This is a genomic window from Arcicella sp. GW822-FHT02H01 (assembly GCF_058802005.1).
In genome coordinates, this window is sequence record NZ_JBXANT010000001.1 from 4,478,792 (window position 1) to 4,498,915 (window position 20,124).

Annotated in this window: 10 protein-coding genes; 4 read left to right on the forward strand and 6 right to left on the reverse strand. The window is 38.1% G+C overall.

The features are described 5' to 3' along the window. Window positions 1-47 precede the first annotated feature (47 nt). Window positions 48-1,325: a M20/M25/M40 family metallo-hydrolase gene (locus tag AC1RNE_RS18690; protein WP_492803016.1), complete on the reverse strand. Its 1,278-nt coding sequence runs from the start codon at window positions 1,323-1,325 to the stop codon at window positions 48-50. 384 nt (window positions 1,326-1,709) lie between these two features. Between AC1RNE_RS18690 and AC1RNE_RS18695 the strand changes: the two genes are divergently transcribed. Then, the gene (locus AC1RNE_RS18695) at window positions 1,710-2,609 is read left to right on the forward strand and encodes an OmpA/MotB family protein (RefSeq protein WP_492803017.1); all 900 of its coding nucleotides are present in this window, start codon (window positions 1,710-1,712) and stop codon (window positions 2,607-2,609) included. Window positions 2,610-2,711: 102 nt separating this feature from the next. Here AC1RNE_RS18695 and AC1RNE_RS18700 read toward each other — a convergent pair whose 3' ends face one another. Further along, window positions 2,712-3,617, reverse strand: coding sequence for a prohibitin family protein (locus AC1RNE_RS18700; RefSeq protein ID WP_492803019.1), 906 nt, complete (start codon window positions 3,615-3,617; stop codon window positions 2,712-2,714). A gap of 266 nt (window positions 3,618-3,883) precedes the next feature. Further along, window positions 3,884-4,351, reverse strand: a complete 468-nt coding sequence (locus tag AC1RNE_RS18705) for an Mpo1 family 2-hydroxy fatty acid dioxygenase (RefSeq protein WP_492803021.1) — start codon at window positions 4,349-4,351, stop codon at window positions 3,884-3,886. A 206-nt stretch (window positions 4,352-4,557) separates the two neighbouring features. On the opposite strand from AC1RNE_RS18705, the gene AC1RNE_RS18710 reads away from it, so the two are divergent. The 3 genes from AC1RNE_RS18710 (at window position 4,558) to AC1RNE_RS18720 (ending at window position 9,298) form a co-directional block, all read left to right on the forward strand. Then, window positions 4,558-5,136 (forward strand): thymidine kinase, encoded by a 579-nt coding sequence (locus AC1RNE_RS18710; RefSeq protein WP_492803023.1) that lies wholly within the window; start codon window positions 4,558-4,560, stop codon window positions 5,134-5,136. An 11-nt stretch (window positions 5,137-5,147) separates the two neighbouring features. Next, window positions 5,148-7,031 (forward strand): type IX secretion system anionic LPS delivery protein PorZ, encoded by a 1,884-nt coding sequence (gene porZ / locus AC1RNE_RS18715; RefSeq protein WP_492803024.1) that lies wholly within the window; start codon window positions 5,148-5,150, stop codon window positions 7,029-7,031. 182 nt (window positions 7,032-7,213) lie between these two features. Continuing rightward, entirely contained in the window at window positions 7,214-9,298 is a 2,085-nt protein-coding gene (locus AC1RNE_RS18720; protein WP_492803026.1) for a CehA/McbA family metallohydrolase domain-containing protein, read from the forward strand. 98 nt (window positions 9,299-9,396) lie between these two features. Here the strand turns inward: AC1RNE_RS18720 and AC1RNE_RS18725 are convergent, their stop codons facing one another. The 3 genes from AC1RNE_RS18725 to AC1RNE_RS18735 form a co-directional block, all read right to left on the reverse strand. After that, the gene (locus AC1RNE_RS18725; RefSeq protein ID WP_492803028.1) at window positions 9,397-11,529 is read right to left on the reverse strand and encodes a fibronectin type III domain-containing protein; all 2,133 of its coding nucleotides are present in this window, start codon (window positions 11,527-11,529) and stop codon (window positions 9,397-9,399) included. 20 nt (window positions 11,530-11,549) lie between these two features. After that, window positions 11,550-17,360 carry a carboxypeptidase regulatory-like domain-containing protein gene (locus AC1RNE_RS18730; protein WP_492803030.1) on the reverse strand — a complete coding sequence of 1,937 codons (5,811 nt, stop codon included), beginning with the start codon at window positions 17,358-17,360 and terminating at the stop codon, window positions 11,550-11,552. A gap of 516 nt (window positions 17,361-17,876) precedes the next feature. Beyond that, window positions 17,877-20,123 (reverse strand): xanthine dehydrogenase family protein molybdopterin-binding subunit, encoded by a 2,247-nt coding sequence (locus tag AC1RNE_RS18735; protein WP_492803032.1) that lies wholly within the window; start codon window positions 20,121-20,123, stop codon window positions 17,877-17,879. Between the last annotated feature and the right edge of the window lies 1 nt (window position 20,124).

The window sequence follows — 20,124 nt, forward strand, 5'->3', positions numbered from 1 at the left end:
ATTTAGCAAAGGGGTTGTTTCAAATTTGAAACAACCCCTTTTTGTTTTTATCGTGTTAACCTGTAAATCAGGATGGCAGTTCTTTGAACCAATTTAGGAAATTCCTTGATGTTCATTGTTTCGCCTGGTGCATGAGCTCCTTTGCCCGATGCGCCAAGGCCATCTAAGCAAGCCATGTATTTAGCAATATATGAAATATCACCTGCACCTCTTGAACCTGGGTCACCCGCCTTTACTTCGCCCAAGCCTAAATCCAAACTTACTTTATTGATAATAGCAAGTAAGTTTTCGTTTGCTGGAGTAGGCTCCATCGCAGGAATGCCGTCTGAAAAAGTAATTTCCGCTTTGGTTTTATTCAAACTTTGCGAAACTATTTCTTTCATTCTGGCTCTCGCATTTTCTTTTTGGCTTTCTGTTAAGAATCTCAAATCTCCTGAAACCATCACTCTTGGCGAGATGATGTTATCCTTCCCGATGGTTTCTTTATTATCATTGATTTCAGAACCACCCATAATTAAACCAGGGTTGAAGGTGAGGTATTTTTCGGTACTTAATTTTTCTCTGAATTCGTTTAATATTCTAGCGGCCTCATAAATGGCTCCGTAACCAGATTGTTGACTAAATATAGTAGACGAATGTCCCATAACTCCCTTTACATTTAATTTCCATCCACTAGAGCCTCTACGAGCAGTAGCAACAGTGTTTAAATTGACAGCAGTTTCAAAAGCTAAAGCTATATCGTTGGTTTGGGCTCTCTCTATAAAGTCTTTTCTACTAACGCTGGTTGGGCGACCTGCGCTTTCTTCATCGCCTGTAAAGTAAGCCGTTAAAGTAGTGTTTTCAAGCAAGCCATTTTGATGAAGGGCTTTCAAGGCTGCTAGTAAAACGATGTCACCGCCTTTCATGTCGTTTACCCCTTGCCCTGTAACCGTAGAATCGTTTAAATAAGTATAGGGCGTAAAAGTCATTGCCTTTTCAAAAACAGTATCTAAATGACCAATCAAGAATAGTTTTTTACCAGCTTTCCCTTTTCGTTCTGCCACTAAATGCCCTGCTCTATTCAAAGAATCGGGCAAAGAAACCCATTCTGTTTTAAAACCCAAGTCATCAAATTCTTTTCTCAGGATATTTCCAACCTCTCTGACGCCTTCTTTATTAAGTGTTCCGCTATTAATATTGACAATCTTTTTAAGCAATGCCTCAGTTTGGGGCATTTGTTGCTCAATATATTCAGCAATTTTTTTCTCGGTTTTGTTTAGTTGCTGAGCATTCGAAAAATGACCAAACAGTGCTAATAAGCCAATGGTTAATACAATTTTTTTCATATTCTATATTTTATTTACCCTAAAGTATAGAATATTTGACGAAATCGGAAACGATAAAATGTGCTTGGAACGATTTTATACCCATTTTTTTTTAGATGTATAAGCCTAATTAGCTTTAATTTGGTTTCGGACTTACGATAAATATAAAATTTACCAATCTACAAATTGTCATATAATTAATTTAAGTCACTCTTCAAGGATACCAAGTAGAACTTATCAAATCTCTTGTTGACTTATTTTAAGATTAAGTTTTTTATAAACAAATTTTGAGTACTTGCAAGCTATTTTATGCTTGTAGTAAAGACAAATCATGACAATTATGTAATTTTTTTATAGTATTTTCGTTCCAAATTTTAATAAGCAATTAGCATAAAAACTAAAAGTATGAAAAAAATAATTTTGTTTGCCTCATCAATTGTAATCATGTCTTCGTGCGTGAGTAAGAAAAAATTCGCAGCTGCTCAAGCGGAATACGCTAATTACAAAGCGAGCACAGAGAGTACTCTTGCTAAAGCAAAAGCTGACTTAAATGACTGTGATAAGACAAGAGCAAGCTTAGAAACTGACTTAAAATCGAAAGACAGTGAATTGCAAGCTAAGATTAAGCAGTTAAAAGGGTTTGAAGACCAAATTGACTACTTGAAAAAAACTAATACTAATTTATTAGACAGAATGTCTGACCTATCAGTAGTTAGTAAAGCAGGTGCTGAGAGCATTAAAAAATCTTTGGAAACTTTGAACGATCAAAGCAAATATATCAAAGATTTGAACTCTTCAGTACAACGCAAAGATTCTTTAAATTTAGCTTTAGTAATGACGTTGAAACGTTCATTAGCTGATGTAAATGATGAAGATGTAACTGTAGAAGTGAAAAAAGGAGTTGTTTATATCTCAATTTCTGATAAAATGCTATTCCAATCGGGTAGTGCTGTAATCAACCAAAAAGCTGAAACAGTGTTAGAAAAAGTGGCTAAAGTTGTGAATGATCACAAAGAATTAGACATTTTAGTTGAAGGTCATACTGACAGTGTGCCTATCGCTACTGACTGTTTGAAAGATAACTGGGATTTAAGTACAAAACGTGCTACTTCAGTTGTTCGTTTATTACAAACTAAATTTAGCGTATCTCCTGAGCGTATGACAGCTGGTGGTCGTTCTGAATTTGCTCCAAAAGATTCAAACGAAAACAGTGCAGGTCGTAAGTTGAACCGTAGAACTGAAATCATCGTAACGCCTAAATTGGATCAATTCTTCCAATTATTAGCGAACGGTCAAGGTAAATAATTTGAAAGTAAAAATGTGAAAAGGTAACATAACAACCTCATTACATTTATATATTTCAACCATAAAAATAGGCTGTCTTCATCTCGAGGACAGCCTATTTTATTATTTATCACTTAGCATAATAGGGGTATTCCCTTTTCCACCTAATATGATTATTTTAGCATTAGGCGAAAGTGCAATGTCCTTCTGGGCTTTAATGGACTCGTATTGTAATTGTTTATCACTTAGTCCAGTAGAAAGAATTTTCTGATAATCTGCGATACCCTGTGCTTCTACGCGCTTACGTTCTGCTTCTTGCTTCTCTTTCTGAAGGACAAATTGCATTTTTTGCGCTTCCTGTTCTGCATTGATTTTCGATTCAATCGTTTGCTTTACTGAAGTAGGCAAGTTGATATTCCTAATTAATAATTGTTCAAGCAATAAGCCTCTTCGAGATAAATCTTTTTCGATAGATTTGAATATTCTCGTTTGAAATTCATCCCTTTTAGTAGAATAAAGTGCTACAGCGTCATAATAAACAGCATTGTCTCGGATTTTTGTTCTAGTGATTGGTCGCACTACTTTGTCGTTATAATCTAAGCCAATTTCTTTTAGAATTTTCGGCGCATCAGCTGGAATTACTCTGTATAAAACGGTTAAATCAATAACTACCTCCAGACCATCCGCCGTTAATACTCTAATGGCATCGTCACCTTCTTTACCTCCCTCATCATGCACTGCCGACATCGTGTAGTTTTGTGTCTTGATATCGAAAGTCTGAACTTCTGCCAGAGGATTCACAAAATTCAGTCCGCTCGATAATGTATTAGGATTTACATTTCCGAATATCGACTGTACGCCCACTTCGCCTGCATCAACTTGTTTAACTCCTGAACTAAGCATCCCAATAACAATGATTACGCCACCAATAACTTTTACAGGGCGAGAGAAACGAGCACTCGCTAACGATGGTGTATTAATGGCAAAGCCTACCACTAAAATAATAGCACCTAGAATAATTAAAAACATGGTTTTGGTTGATTTAAGTTTAATTTTTCGAGTTGTTTTCTAGGCAAGTATAAACGACATTATGTGAAGGGTAATTTGTGAGCGGTTTATCACCGCAGTTTAAAAGGACTAATCACTAAATCACTCAATGACTTAAATGCCTGAAAACAAAAACAGTATCAAATATTAACTACTTGATACTGTTTTATCCTGAAATAGTATGGATGGTAAGCTTGAAGGACAGAATGTATAATTGAGGTGCTGTAAAATAATTCAACATGTAATTGTTAATAATGGATACCTAAACGTTGATAAATGAAACTCATTAGCCAAGCAGGGCCAATCATCAGAAATAATAAATCTTTAAAAAAAGAAGGTTTTTTACCCTCTATTTTATGCCCCCAAAATTGCCCTAGCCAAGCTAACACAAAAATAGTTAGGCATACTTGCCACAAAGGAACGATGGCAGAATTTTCTATAAGGTAGCAAAGCAACACACAGGTAGTAGCAAATAAAAATAAGCCCGCCGATAAGGATTTCGACAAATTGAAGTAATAAATCATCGTAAGTGTTAATACAATCAGTGCAACATTTCCTTCGATGTCTCCGATACTGAAAAAAGAAAGCTTTATGCTATAGAGTAGTCCTAATAAACTAAAAAAAATAAGGGGTACACAAATCCAATGGACGGTTTTGTTTGTGGGGTTTTTATGGCTCTCTCCGTATTCGTCGAGCCATTGGTTAATTGTCTTCATATGTGTATTAGTGATTTAAGGTTAGTTGATTGCAATAATACTAAATATTCTCTAAATAAGACAATTTTATGTTTACTTTTTTGTATTATTCTTCTATAATCTAATTTACATTTTTTTGACATATAAAAGATAATTTCATTTCATCCATTTTAAATTCTTTATCTTCGTAAAAAGGATAATTTTTAACGCTAAAATTTTTTAACAAAGTGTTTATTGAACCGTATCATCACCAACATCAACTAAATGGGAAAAAGGCAGGCTGGATTGAAGTAGTCTGTGGATCAATGTTTTCTGGAAAAACAGAGGAGTTAATTCGTAGGTTAAATCGTGCAAGGATTGCTAAACAAAAAGTAGAAATTTTTAAACCAAGTATTGATACGCGTTATCACGACGAAGATATTGTTTCACACAATGCTTCTTCAATTCGTTCAACACCCATTCATTCGTCAGAGATAATGCTTTTGCTTGCGGGAGACTGTGATGTAGTTGGCGTAGATGAAGCTCAATTTTTTGATGATGGAATCGTTGAAGTAGTAAATACATTGGCTTTTAATGGTAAAAGAGTAATTGTGGCGGGTCTGGATATGGATTTCCAAGGAATACCTTTTGGCCCAATGCCAGCCTTGATGGCTATTGCAGAATACATTACAAAGGTTCATGCTGTCTGCATGGTTTGTGGTGATGTCGCTAATTATTCATATCGCAAAACTGCGGGACAAGAGCAAGTAATGTTAGGAGAAACAGATAGCTATGAAGCAAGATGTAGAAAGTGTTTTCATTCATAATTTAATGATGTATGTCCGTTCCCAGCTATAACACAGCTACTTTTACACTAAAAAATACACAAAGGGTTAGCTTCAACCTTTTTAGTATTGCTGTTTTAATAAGCATTATTTTAAGTTTTCAGACTTCAGTATTAGCCCAAGTGCCAATAGGCACTTGGCAAACATATTTCAATTATTCTACTGCCAAGGATGTCGTTATAGTTAAAGATAAGATTTATTGTGTGACCGAGAATGGCTTCTTCTATTATGATAAAGCTAATAATGAATCCATTAAATTATCTAAAATTGATGGATTGTCTGAAACAGGTATTGTGAAAATTGCTTACTCTGCCAATCAAAATACATTAATTGCTGCTTACCAATCTGGAAATATCGACTTAATCAAATTGAATGAACAGGCCGAGCCTGCTAAGATTTCGAATATTTCATTATTGAAAGAATCTAGTTCAATACAGGATAGCAAAATTGTAAATCATATCGCTATCAATGGAAATACCGCCTATTTGGCGTATGATTTTGGGTTGGTGATACTTGATATTGATAAAGAAGAGATTAAAGAAACCTATCAAAACTTAGGTGAAAGCGGAGCATCAATAAAAATATATAAAACTGAATTTTCAAGCGATTCTATATTTTTAGCTACTTCTGTGGGTATTCGTAAAGCAAAATTTGCCATAAATGTCAATTTGCAGTTTTTTGGTAATTGGTCTTCCTTAAATACAGAACGAAGTACGTTAGTTAATTGGCAAAATGGACTCATCATTGCTGCTGAAACAGGGAAAGTTTCGTCCTATCTCAATGGAAAATCCTCAGGGATTTTAATACTTCCCAATAAAATTGAAGTAATCGATAAGATTGTAGGTAACAAGTATTTTGTTATCACTAATGGAACATTAAATATTTTGGATATGGATTTGCTCACCTTTAGTAAAGTAGCAGATTCAAAAATCAAACAGCCTAAATACTTACGGGCAGATGCTCAAGGGAAGTATTGGTTAGCAGATTATCAGAATGGACTATTAAGTAATTTAGAAGGAAATTATAAAAGCTATAGTCCTACTAGTTTAGATACTTTGTATCAAACCCGAAAAGATTCTGTCGTAGTCGACGACGGAGGGAATACTTGGATTCGTGGCAGTGGGTTTGGTGGAATTATCGTAAAGAACACCGCCAATCAGCAAAAATTTATTACCACAGGCACAGGCTTTGGAAATTTACCTAGTACGAATGTAAAAACGTTGGCATTGGATAAAGACGGACAAATGTGGGTAGGTACTGATAAAGGAGTTGTCGTGTTTGATAGCCCTGCCTCAGTATTTTCAGGTAAAAATTTTGATGCTTATACACCCGTTTTTGAAAGAAGACGTTTGCTTGGTAATGAGACAGTCACCTCTATCGGAATAGACGGCGGAAATAGAAAGTGGATGGGTACATTGAATGGAATCTTTTTATTTAATTCAGACGGTACAGAACTAATCACAAACTTCACTGAGGTTAACTCCCCTTTGCCTTCTAATATCATAAATTATATCACGCCTGAACCACAGTCTGGTAATGTCTTTATTCGCACCTCAAAAGGCTTAGTTTCTTATAGAGGAACAGCAACAGAAAGCACTAACAGCCAATTAGATAATATAGTAAAAGTATTTCCTAACCCTGTTCGCCCAGATTTTGAAGGACAAATCGGTATTGAAGGATTAGTGGAAAATGCTTTTGTAAAGATTACGGATGTTGTAGGAAATTTGGTGTATGAAACAAGAGCAAACGGAGGGACTGCTGTTTGGAATGGAAAAACATTGGATGGAAAAAGAGCCGAGACAGGCATTTACCTAATTTTTTCTGCCAATACAAAAGGAGAGGAAACCTTAGTAAGTCGGTTGGCAGTAGTAAAATAGTTTTTATTGTAAAATTTTATCAAGCAAAGTCGCATTTATCTTCAGTAACTCCGTGAATTTTTTTCATATGTGCTTTTGCCATCTTTAGGAATAAGAATGCCCTATACAAAATGATTACTGATTTATTGATAGTTTGTAGTTTTGGAACTATTCCAATTTAATATACTATAAAACTTATTTAAATGAAAAAAGTAATCATTTGTTGTGTCTGGCTATTCGTGCCATGGCTATTGAGTGCCCAACAATCTGTAGATTTTTCAAAGTTCAATCGGCACGGAGATGCCAAAGCCACTACTGTGGGTGATTTATTGACTATCAATTGGCCAATAAATCAAACCGAGCAGGGGAGGATCGTGATGAATTTGAAGAAGGATGTTCCTTTATTCCAAAGTTTAGGGATTGGCTCAGCAAAAAAATACCATGAAATAGCCTCTTATCTAAACCCTGCCTTTGTACTTACAGTCGGTAAGCGTGATTTAGTATCACAAAACGGCTGGAATATTTTTTTCGACAAAGTCCCCCAAAAGCCTCATCAGTCACATCCTATAAAAGTTGATAAAGGTCAGACCAGCATCATTAGCGATGGCACACATACCATCGTGAGAATGCACGGGCTATCAGCCGAAACCTTTAAAGGTTACCTAGAACTTACACTTTATCATGCCTCATCGCTAGTCAATATCGCCGCTGTGATGGCTACCGAAAAAGATTCAACGGCCATCTTATATGACGCAGGACTACTTAGTAAAACCCCTGCATGGAAATCTTTGACATGGGCCAATACCGATAATACACTGCATACGGAAGCCGTCAACGAAACTTCCGAGAGTAAAAATGTTCCTGTAAAATACCGCACCATTATTGGCGAAGGCAAACAAGGTAGTTTAGCTGTTTTTCCTGCACCTCATCAATATTTTTATCCTTTAGACGAAGCCTTTAACCTAAAATTTGTTTGGCATGGCAACAACTATTTTAATGGATTATTGACAGGTTATGGAATAGGCATCAGACAGGATTTAGAAGGAGACCATCGATATGTTCCGTGGTTTAATGCACCCCCTCGCACTGAGCAGAGGCTGAATTTTTACTGTCTTCTTAGCAAAGATACGCCTGCAAATGTACTCTCTGAAGTAAAAAAATACACGCATGATGACGTCTATAAACCGCTTGCAGGTTATAAAACGATGGTCAGTCATTTTCATAATGAATTTGTCATGAACGTAGTATTAGCAGGTAAACCCGTCCCTGAAAATCCTACTTTTGTACAAGTATTCAAGAACACAGGCATCAATATTGTGCATTTGGCAGAGTTCCATTATACCGCTCACCCGAAGGGACCAGATGAACAACGCTTAACAGAATTGAAAACCTTGTTTGACCAATGCAAAAGATTATCAGACCGAGATTTTTTGCTATTGCCTGGCGAAGAACCTAATGAGTTTCTGGGGGGACATTGGCTAGACTTTTTCCCAAAGCCTGTGTATTGGATTATGGCAAGAAAACCCGACCAACCTTTTGTGACTGAAGACCCACGATACGGTAAGGTATATCGTATTGCTAATAAAAGCGAAATGCTACGATTATTAGAAGAAGAAAAAGGACTGGCATGGACGGCTCATGCCCGTACAAAGGGTTCAACAGGATTTCCAGATAAATATAATCAAGAGCCATTCTTTTTATCAGACCGTTTTATGGGTGCTGCTTGGAAAGCTATTCCTGCCGATTTATCGCAACCTCGTTTGGGAAAAAGAGCGTTAGATTTATTGGACGATATGAATAATTGGGGATTAAAAAAAACAATGATTGGAGAAGCTGATTTATTTACCATTGAGCCTGAAAATGAAATGTACGCCCACTTGAATGTAAATTATCTGCAATTGGATAAACTGCCCGATTATAACCAAGACTGGCAACCTATCTTAACGACGATGCAAAGAGGGAAATTTTTTACGACAACGGGCGAAGTGTTACTACCTTCGTTTACTGTCAATAATATAGGAAGTGGAGGAAATGTTTCGCTTGAAAAAAATGGAGAAGCAACCATTGCATTAAAGGCAAACTGGACATTCCCTTTAAATTTTGCAGAGATTATTTCTGGAGATGGCAACCAAGTATATCGTGAAAGGATTGATTTACATACAACCAAACAGTTTGGCAATCAGGAATTCAAATTTAAAACAAAATTAAAAGGTAGAAAATGGGTACGAATAGAGCTATGGGATGTTGCTGCAAATGGTGCATTTACACAGTCTGTTTATATTGAATAATAAAAGAAAGCAAAAGAATCTTATGTCATTTTTCTATTAGCTGGCGACTTAAGTCGCCAGCTAATAGAAAAATGACATAAATTCATTAAAACAATATCCTACCTCTGAACAGACCTAGAGGTTCCCATTTCGCCTTCTTTTCCATCGTTTTCAATAATACTGATGGCATAAATATAGGTCTGACCTTGCTCTATTTTTTCATCAGTAAACACAAATGAGTCAGAAGGCATCGTGTGTATTTTTGCAAAATCACCACCAGTAGCATTACGTCTGTAAATGGTATATGCTTTGCGGTTTGAATAAATAATTGTGGGTATGCTAACTTCTACACCAGCAGTAATATTACGGACATAAAACTCGTTAACAGTTTCAATTTTAGCCCTTTCAAGACTGAATTCTGTAGCAGGACTATAGGCACTAATATCACCTGAAGAAGACACCGACGCTACTCTGTACTGATAAGTTTCCCCTCTTTGGATAAGGCTATCCATCAAAAATGCGTTACCTGCTTCTTTAGGCTTCAGGGTAACATATTCTGTATTACCTTTCTTTCTCCTTTGTACCAAGAAGGTTTCAATCATATTATCTTGCGTTCTGGTATCATCCCATTGCACCCTCAATTTGCCATTGACATAATAAAAATCAATATTGGCTGGCGGATTAATCTCGAGTTTTTTAACAGGAGTAATCACCACTACGTTGCTATAGATACTGGTATCTTGTCGCAGGTTTTGATTTCTCACTGTATAATAATACTGACTTCTACCGCTCAATGATTCAGACGTATCGGTGTACTTTTTTTCCTTAATAGGACCAGCAATTAAGTGCATTTTTTTAGGCGAGGTGCCTCTGTACACAAAATAGCCATAGAATCCCGGTTCATCAGCGGCTTGCCATGTTAATGAAACATTGCTTCCTTTTGCCGAAACTTCCAAGTTGTACGGAGGTAATGGTTTCGAGAACTTGGTGTACGTGCCAACTCCTTGTGCTGGTACGGTTTGCTCAATCCCAATCCCCGGTAAAAATAAGGTTTTTACCTGATAACGATAATGCTCACCTACCTTGATGGCATAGTCGATATAAGTGGTATCTGTAACAGACAATGTTGCCAATTTTACAAAGTTATCCTGACTGTCGTATCTCGAAATATTTATTCCTGTTAGATAAGGTTTAATCGTTGGTTTATTCCAAGCAAGACGAATTCCATTTTCAATTTCACTTACTTTAATTGAATAAATCAAAGGCATTGTTCTAGCTTCTACCCCAAATACTACAGCAGTATCTGAATGAGCTCCCTGATTATAGATTTCATCTTCAGCCATCAAGTATGCTGTAAACTGTTCATCTTTACTGACGCTCCCAAAATAATGATAGGTGAGGGTGTCTTGCGTGCGATTTAAATTAGGAATTATCTTGATGCCCGCGATAGGTTTACCTGCTCTGGTAGGGACCACTCTTCCGCTAAGTGCCGTAAGGTTGAAAGGCACTGTTAGCAAATCTCCTTTAGGGTCAAAAGATGCACGTGTACTCGGTTTAGGAAGCGTATTTATCATGGCATCCGAAACCTTTAATTTCCAAGTAATACTTACGGTAGAATCACTCGAACTAACAAATGATACCTTAGGTTTAAGAAAAGGCAAGGCATAATTGCCTATTTTGCTTTGAGCAAGTGCCACGCCCCAAGGATATTCCGTTTTGTTTTTATCTACTCTGATGATTTGGTAATACATTACTTCATCCTCTTTTACGTCAGTATCCAAGTAAATATGCCCTAACATCATACGGGTCTCGGTAATTGAATACAGAAAACTATAATCGTTAGCTTTTACATGCGTCGCTACAAAATCAAGTAATTCCTTGTTTGTATTCTTACCTAAAAACTTTCTAACGTCGGCTAGGTCTTCCTCGTTAAATAGTTCTTTTAGTTCTTTCTCACTACTCGCTCTTTTAGCCTTGCCAATTGTTTTAAAATTTTTCAAGGGCGACTTCGCTTTCGTTGAGTCAGTAATCAGCACAAAGGGCATTCTCTTGATGATAAAATGGTCTGTAGCCTGCAAAATAGCAGTGTCTTTTCCCGCTACTTCATCCCTACCAGCTAGGTAAATATAATTGCCCAGTTTAGACGAAGCTACTTTTAGTACGCGTGGAGGTTGCATTGGCACTTGTTGGGCTTGTAAACTTACAGTTGCCCAACAAGTGATTAATAGCATAAATGTTAATATATTTTTCATAAGATTTTTCTATTCAAAAATTAGTATAAGCGAACGTTAACACTTGAACCATTGCTAGATACATTAAAGTCAGCTCCAACATTAAGACATATTTTAAACCCTGCACCACAAGGAACCCAGTTACTTCCGCACGAGCAATTGAAGCTACCGTTTGGATAAGGGATGCCGTAAAAATAACTAAAGCATGGGCAGACTGCTGGCGGAGAGCAATAAGTAATGTTGATTGAATTACAGCCTGCTCGCTCTTCTGAATAAAATTGAGTGGCTAAATTGGCACTACCTCTTGCATACCAAGAACCATCGAATCCTCCTTCCAAATTCATGCTAGCAGAACCCATAGCTCCCAACGTCATACCCAAAAGAGTAACCCTGAAATCGGATGCTGTACTGAATGCTGACTTGGCGAAAAATTTATTTTCAACGAACTTATAATACATCTCTACACCTCCTGAAGAAACATATTTATAATAGAAACCAAATGCTTTAAAACCAGCTATGTTGACATCTAATCGTGCATTGAAGTTTGGTACAATCAAGTCTCCTTTCAAATAAACAGCATTCATGGTACCATTATTATCAAGTCCGTTGCGACCTACTAACGTTAGTAAAGTTTTAGCTATGATAGGAGCACCAGGAGTATTACTATTAAAATTATAGCCAAATGCCATAAATGCGTTCCCGTTTAAGATAGCACCAGCATAAGCATCAGCATTAACTGCTAAGAACAAAGCCCCATCTCCCTGTGATGATGATGGCGCTAATGCATACAGCACACCATCTATTCTTGCATCTACACCTTCTATTAATCTTACATCATTTTTTGATTTAGAACTAACCGTAACTAGTAATGAATTTCTACAAAAATCTGCATTGAATTCCATCACACCCCAAAGTTTGTCTTTCATCATGAGTGACCCACTACCGTATATCACTGGGTTGTCATTACAATTGGTGTTATCAAACATAATCCCAACGGTAGCATCTTTTACCATCGCTACTGTTTTTGGCACGCCAAGTGGACCAAAACTTCCTTTTAAGAATACGTCGTATTTTTGTGTTCTAGTATCAATATCAAATCCACCACCTATGTTATGCCACATGATAGGCCCTGTAGCAACACCTGCATTGGTCGTCAGACTGGCTGCAATTTGGAAGCCACCTGCCGTATAATTATAATATTTAAAGGCTGCATCAAAATCCTTCGTCGCCATTTTTAGCTTGACGGCGGCCTCAAAACCTTGTTTTACATCATCAATCTGCAACTTTACTTTCCCATTCAGTTTGAATGAAGGAGTTTTCATTTCCAACTCAAAATCATTCAACATTATTTCAGGACCATTGCCAACATTACCCACTACAAATGAGGCAGAAGCAGTAGTGGTCATTCCTTCAAATGGAATAGTAATCCCGCCTGTCAGACCTATTGCCCATGTAGATTCTGCTGGTTTCATTTGCACATTGTTAACGACTTGCGCCGTAGCTGGCTTAGCTGCATCAGTGAGTGCTTGAGCCATGGCTTTCATCGAGATGCCGTTACCAATGTTCACTAAGATAGTCTTGATATTTATCCTAGCTACCTTTAAATCTACCACCGCATTGGGTGATGCAACGATGTATAAATCCCAATCTTTACTGCGTAACTGGAACTGATTTACCACAATTGGGAATACGCCTGTCAACGAGGACTTGATACCTGCGGAGCCTCCAGTACCAGCATAATCTAACGTGCCAGAAGTTTTGAATTCAAAGCTTCCTGCATCAAAGTTATAGCTCAAACTGATGTTACTAGTAGGACTAGGGGTCTTGAATGTTAACCCATTCATCGTTAACCCTGATGCAGGCAGTTGTACTACGCCCGCAAGGGTAGTTCCTGTGCCTTCTTTGGTTGTCAATGAAAGCGATTTGATAGTAAGCGTTCCGTTTTCTTCATTGGCTGCATCAAAAACAGTAATCTTTCCAGACATTGTTAAATTAGGGTTTGTTGTCCCTAATCCCGACAAATTCATCTTGCTGATAACTAGTCTGAAGTGTTGCATGGTGGCAACAAATGGCTTACCGCTTACCGTCATGCTACCTTGTGCTGATATGGCCGGCTTCATCGTAAACTGTTCGTAACTAGAGGACGTATTGGCAGGAATTACCAGTCCGGGTATGCTAGGTAACTGGAAGTAAGAACTTAAACTATATCCCGTACTGCTAAGGCTTGGATTACTTTTATTGATTAATAAACTACCCATGATACCCGCTTTTAATTCCAAATTCCCCGTTGCTGCTGGTACGAAGGAAATCGTTGACGAAAAGTTTTGACCTGTTTCTAGGAACTTCATCCTCAATTTTCTACTACTACTCAACTCAGGAATTTGAGATGAACTAAATACATAATTAAATGTTTGAGATAATGATAAACTATCCTTGACTACTACATCAGATAAATTAATCGGCATGTTATCAGTAGCACTAGATGAACTGAAACGAAGCACGAGCTGGTCACCACCAATGATGAAATTTGAACCTACCGTTTTAAGCTTGATAAAAGGATTACCTTGTACCTCAATGGAAGCAAAGCTAAATGCCTTTACGTTCATGACAGCCTCTTTAAAGACAACATCGCCCAAAGGCACTGCATTAATATCTGTTGCCTTAGCCTTGATAGGCACATCACTAAACGTTAGGGTTGCGTTCCTTCCTTCTATGGTATATAGGCTATTAGAGGCAACCGTTAATGAGCCAGTAATCTCAAAATTTCCTGCACTTATTTTCTTTATTTTAGTAATGGCTACAGGAAAACCTCCAAAAGTTTGTAGCCTCGGTGCGTCGGGGTCTATATATTGAAGAGGGAAATCTACTGTACTATTGACTCCTACTGGCACTTTAACTTCAGTCGGAGCAATAAACGTTGATTGTACTACACTAAGTACATATTCTCTATTATCCTTGGGAAGTGTGAGCGTATAATTTCCTTGAGCATCGGTTACGGCTTCATAAGGGAGACCATTAACATATATCTTGGCTCCTGCGACCGCCGCTCCAGTTTCTTTGTTACGTATTACACCCGTAATTACCATAGCAGGCGTTAATATTACTTTTAGGTCTAACCCACTAATTCCATTAACGATATTGAAAATTCCTGAAGCCTTCATGAATGATGCGCCTCCTACAATTGGCTCAATCGCAAAACTATGCGTTCCCGGTTTACCTGTGTAAAACCACGGAACACCATCTGTTGCAGTAAAAACTTCCTTACCATCTATGGTTACTTTTCCTCCAACTATCTCCTTGTTGCTCAAGCTAAAGAATAAAACAGCACTACCACTAGGTATAAGGGTAAGTTTTGTGTCAAGTTCAGATGTCACGTAAGAGCCCTTCACTTCTTCGCTTGCACTGAAATAAGTTGGAAAAATGTCCTTCACTTGTCCCGTACCAATTCCTAGAAGATCTGCAGTGATATTATTCTTAATCTGGTATTTCAACGGATCTAGACCCCATAGATAGGACTGCCAATTACTTGCAGTGTATCCACCCGATGGATATGTTGCCTGCAACATATAAAATGATATCTCTTTATCGACATATCCATCAGCATAGCAATCAAGTTTACTACCACGTGGAACTGGATAGGGAACCTTTAGGGTAAAATAGCCATCTTTTGTGGTACGCGCAGAGATATTAGTACCTCTTAGGGTTACTAGGGCATTTTCTATGCCATCACCAGTTGTCGACGCACTAAACTTTATTCGACCAATAATGGTTGCTACTAATTTTTTAAGGGCAATATTTTTGGTCTGAAGTTGTTGTCCGTCTTGTATCACTGCATCTACTTCCGTAGCGCTTTCCATAATACGAGTATCTGTAACGGATAATTTAACAATACCTCTCGGAAGAAGCCATGGTAACTCAGCGAACTTATAATAACCACTAGCATCAGTTATAGCCGTATATACAGTATTGACGTTCTTAGGTACGCCGGGTCTAAGGTCATACGTTTGAATAGTGGCTGTAACTTTTGAACCGCTTTGAGGAATGCCTGAGAAGGTAACAATACCATCTATCTGGTTTTTACTTACGTTAAAAACAAAGTTTTTTGTTACACGTGTAACGATTTTGGCAGTGTCTGATGTACTTCGTACAGGCAACGTTCCTAACGGATAATAGACCGATTCTGTTGATGGATAGCTTACTTGTACCAAGTAGTCATCAGGTGCAGTACTTCTGAACAATCGTTTAAACGTGTTTCCATTGCTACGTTTAGCAAGTACTACATAACTAACGTTATTGTAGGTTACAGTCTCGGGAGAGTTACCAAATACTGCCTTCATTACTGGTGATGCATTGTACTTGGCTTGATTTAATAAGAAATTGAGCGTCAATCCAGGATAACCAGTAGTCACTAATACTAGTGGTTTTACTTGCATAGAGATAATCTGTAAGACAGTCGTTCCAAGGTTGGTATCGTAGCTATTAGTGCTAGTTTTTACCAATTTTACCGTTTGCGTAACAGGGTAAAGTTGGTTATCGGTATGCTTAGCTATGATATAAAAACCTTGACACATATCAGCCGTAACGGTATTGAAGCTTATACTATAAGTACCATCCGAAGCCGTTTGGGCTGTACCCAGTACAATTGATTCTCCTGAAAACATTGTTCCGTACAATGTTACCTGACCATTATTTAAGTTGTATTTGGTTGTGCCTGGGGTAGGGTTATTAACAGGTAGACTTGTAATTGATTCTGCGGCGGCATTCGTTGCTAAGTCTGTTAATGTAGCCGTACCTGTTTCATCAGTTTGTTCTGAAGAAGCATACGCGAAGGTGACTTTCCCCTGTAATACGCTGTTTACAGGAACTACAGGAGTTGTAGTCTGGATTAGCGTTGATCCTGCTGATGATGTATTACCCATTCCTGCGGGTACACTAATACCTGTTACACCAGCGTTTATTACAACAGAGCTTTGTCCATATTTAAAATTAATAACTGTGCTTTGTCCATTATTCCTAAAATTGGTAAAACCATTAGGGTCAAAGGCAGTAACCATCATGGCATATCGTCTGCCAAGGGTTAATTGCGGATCAGCAGGACTATATATATACATATTTCCCATTACTTCTTTTTCAAAGAAATAAGGTTGAGTAGCACTCATAATCGCATCATTGGGATTACGATTTCCAATGATTTCTACGATACGGACTCTATACCATGTAGTAGGGGGTGCACCAGGAGGAGTTCCCCAGCTAAGTGATATTAGCTGAACGGAAGTATTGGTGATTTCCATCCCGTCCATGGGTGCAATTATCACAGGAGGCTCTAAGCTAGTTACACTAAAATTATTACTGCAACCAATAGGATCTTCGGCGCTTACTGGAACATTTGTATCATAATTATAGGCACGAATACACAATCGATAATTAGCTTCGGGAAGACCGTTACCACGGATAGCTTCCGCCGAAGTAATTCCGACATAATCAAGATGATCAAGATCAAAGAATGAAGTGAAATCTCCACCATTCAACACTTTCATCTCACCAGGTGACATCACAAGTGGTGAAGCGCTTCTAAAACTGGACTGTACTCGCATCTCGATTCCATTGTCGCCAGTTACAGTACCCCTAAGTTGAAGCCGTTGTTCACTAGTAGTAGTGTTTAAAACTGTAATAAGAATTTGTTCAGGATGCGAAGTATAGTCGGTAATGCGATACCGATATGGAGGAATAATTTGTATCGTTATTCTTATCTGTGCAAATGCACTATTAGTAAATGAGCATAGCAGTAAAAAAAACAGAAACCTCTTAATAAATACGCACTTAAGACCTGATTTAGGTAAGATTGAAATCATGTTAAAAACGGATTAGCTATTTAATACTCTTTCGGCTAGTCATCACCGAAACAATTAAAACAAATTTAAGCACATATTGCTGTCAATTTTAAAAAGGTATTCCAATGAGCTATATTTTGGATGTGAATAGTGTATTTATGTATGTAAGAAAAAGAATGGATTTTAGACCGAACTTTTCAAGCTCTGAAATAGCAATCCTCAGAAAACTTATAATATATTATGGAAAAATGCAGAAACCTTGCTGAACAAAGCTACAGTATCTTTCTTTAAATGACAAATCGCTCAAGAGCGTATCAGCGGATATCACCATGGTGACTCAAAGATTCTTTCAATTAGTATGAATACCCAAGTTGGAAAGTAAAAAGATAAGTATCTATAATAATGCTATATCATAGATTTTCGTTCTGGGAAATGTTGTGTCTGTTGGGGATGGGAGAAAAAAGAGGAGGTTTTACCCTTACTATTAACAGGTGACTTAAGTCATTTGTTAATAGTAAGGGTTTGAATAAGCTGAATTTATGATTTTGGTTGATCAGATGTAAAAGGCTGATTGTAATATCGTCTACCTGTTGTTTTATACAACGCATTCGCGACTGCTCCAAACACAGGAGGGAAGGGAGGCTCGCCAAGTCCAGTAGGGTCAAGATCGTTCAGCACAAAATGTACATCCACTTTTTTAGGAGCTTCGTTATGACGAATAATACGGTAATTATTGAAATTGCTTTGTTCTGCTACGCCGTCTTTGTGGGTTAATGCTCCATAAAAAGCATTTCCGATGCCATCAACCACAGCACCTTGCACCATATTGCTTGCAGCGTCTGGATTTACTACAATGCCACAGTCAATCGCACTGGTTACTTGTTCTACATAAGGTTCGCCATTGCGTTCTATCATATCCACCACGTGGGCGGCATACGAATTATGGCAGAAATAAGCAGCGACGCCACGTTTTTTATTTTTGTTTTCAGGTTTACCCCAATTAGATTTTTCTCTTACTAATTCCAAAACCCCTGCATATCTATCAGCGTCATATTCATTGTTTTTGCCTACTGGATTTTCCTTTGCTCGTTTTAATAATTCCAAACGGAAGGCAATAGGGTCTTTGCCCATAGCTTCTGCTACTTCATCTAAAAACGACTGTTCCGCTGCTGCATTAAAATTAGAACGAGGCGCACGGAAAGCACCAATCGTAATATTGGAAGGAATCTCCCAACCTTCGGCTAAGTAATTATCAACTGCACCCGCAGGGAAACGATTCGCATGAACAGGGTGCTCGGGAATGCCACCACCTTTTACATGAAAACCAATCAGGTTTTTATTGGCATCTAAAGCTGCACGATAAGTAGCCGTGTACATTGGGCGATAGATTCCATAGGTCATATCATCCTCACGGGTATAAATCAATTTGATGGGTGCCTTTATTTTCTGAGAAATGCGAGCCGCCTCATATACATATTGACCATACGCTCTACGACCAAAGCCTCCGCCCATGCGGGTCATTTGAATCTCAATCTTGTCGGCAGGGAGATTCAAAATCTTTGAAAGTGTAGGCTCTACCCAGCCCGGTGCTTGTAGTGGACCAGCCACTACGGCTTTATCTGCTGAAACATGGGCAAAGAAATTCATCGGTTCCATGCAGTTGTGTGCCAAAAACGGCGCATTATAAGTACGTTCGATAATCTGAGTGGCATTTTTGAAAGCATTTTCTGGGTCGCCATCTTTCCTTAATTGCTGGGCTGGTTTTTTAGCATATTCAGCCATTAATTCCATTTGACCACTCGTGGTTTCTAATCTGCCTGGCACAGTCACTTCTCGTTTTCCACCTCGCCCCATCATCGTATCTTTCACGTCGCCAGTAGGCTCCCACTGTATCTTTAGTTTCTTGCGAGCATTCATTACTTCCCAAGTAGAATTGCCCACAACAACCAACAAATCGTTGAATGTGCGGGTATCAAAACCACCTTGCTCGAAACCATCATCATATAATTTGAAGCTAAAAACATGTTTGATACCCGGCATTTTTAGGGCTTGAGTAGCATCAAAAGATTTTAATTTCATGCCAAATGCTGGCGGATGCTGAATCATGGCAATCAGCATACCATCAACTCGGTAATCCATTCCGAAAAGTGGTTTGCCCGTAACTACTTTTAAACCTTCTGTATTTTTCTTTGAATTTCTTACAATCGAAAAATCTTTGGGGACTTTCAACTTCACATCTTTCGGTACAGGTATGGTGGCTGCTTTACTAGCTATTTCGCCATATTTCGCTGATTTTCCGCTTGAATGAGAGAGAACACCTGCTTTTGTCGTGATTTCAGTAGCAGGAACGCCCCACGTTTGAGCCGCCGCTTCGATAAGCATTTGTCTGGCCGATGCCCCTGCATTTCTCAAAGGTTTCCAGTACATTCTCACTGAATTACTTCCTCCTGTAAATTGTGGGCCTAGTTTTACGTTATCGTGTGGTCCCATTTCTACTACCACATTCTTCCAATCTACGTCCAATTCTTCCGCTACCATCATAGGTAACGAAGTCATTACGTTCTGACCGAATTCTGGATTCGGACACATGATTTTGATGATATTGTCGGGCGTAATCTTGATATATCCATTGAGTTCACTCCATTGTTCTGGCAAGTTTATTAGAGCCATTTTGTCTGCCGACTTGAAGCTCGACAGCCAAGTAAAGCTCAGCATTAATCCACCACCTGTGAGAGCGGAAGACTTTAAAAATGAACGACGGCTTTGTGTATTATTATTTTCCATG